Annotated in this window: 1 pseudogene; it reads left to right on the top strand. The window is 46.4% G+C overall.

What is annotated here, in order from left to right:
• Positions 1 to 81: 81 nt before the first annotated feature.
• Positions 82 to 248, top strand: a pseudogene (locus tag LKE08_RS09200) (reverse transcriptase); the annotation flags it as partial.

Below are 248 nucleotides of genomic sequence, written 5' to 3'. Positions count from 1 at the left end.
TGACCAGCCTTATAACTGTCTGTATGTTCCTAAGTTTGGTATCACAGGATACTAAATGAGGTCGGAACTCTCAGGGTTAAGGAGAAATCGAAGAATCTCAAAGGAAACTTCAAAGCCAAACCGTTAAGGAGAGTGTGGATACCCAAACCCGGACGGAATGAAAAACGCCCGCTGGGAATCCCGACAATCCGAGACAGAGCCAAGCAAGCCTTGGTCAAGATGGCAATGGAACCTTATTGGGAACCTAA

This window comes from Lyngbya sp. CCY1209 (assembly GCF_035615495.1).
Classification (GTDB): Bacteria; Cyanobacteriota; Cyanobacteriia; order Cyanobacteriales; family Microcoleaceae; genus Limnospira.
This window is presented reverse-complemented; position numbering and strand designations above follow the sequence as displayed.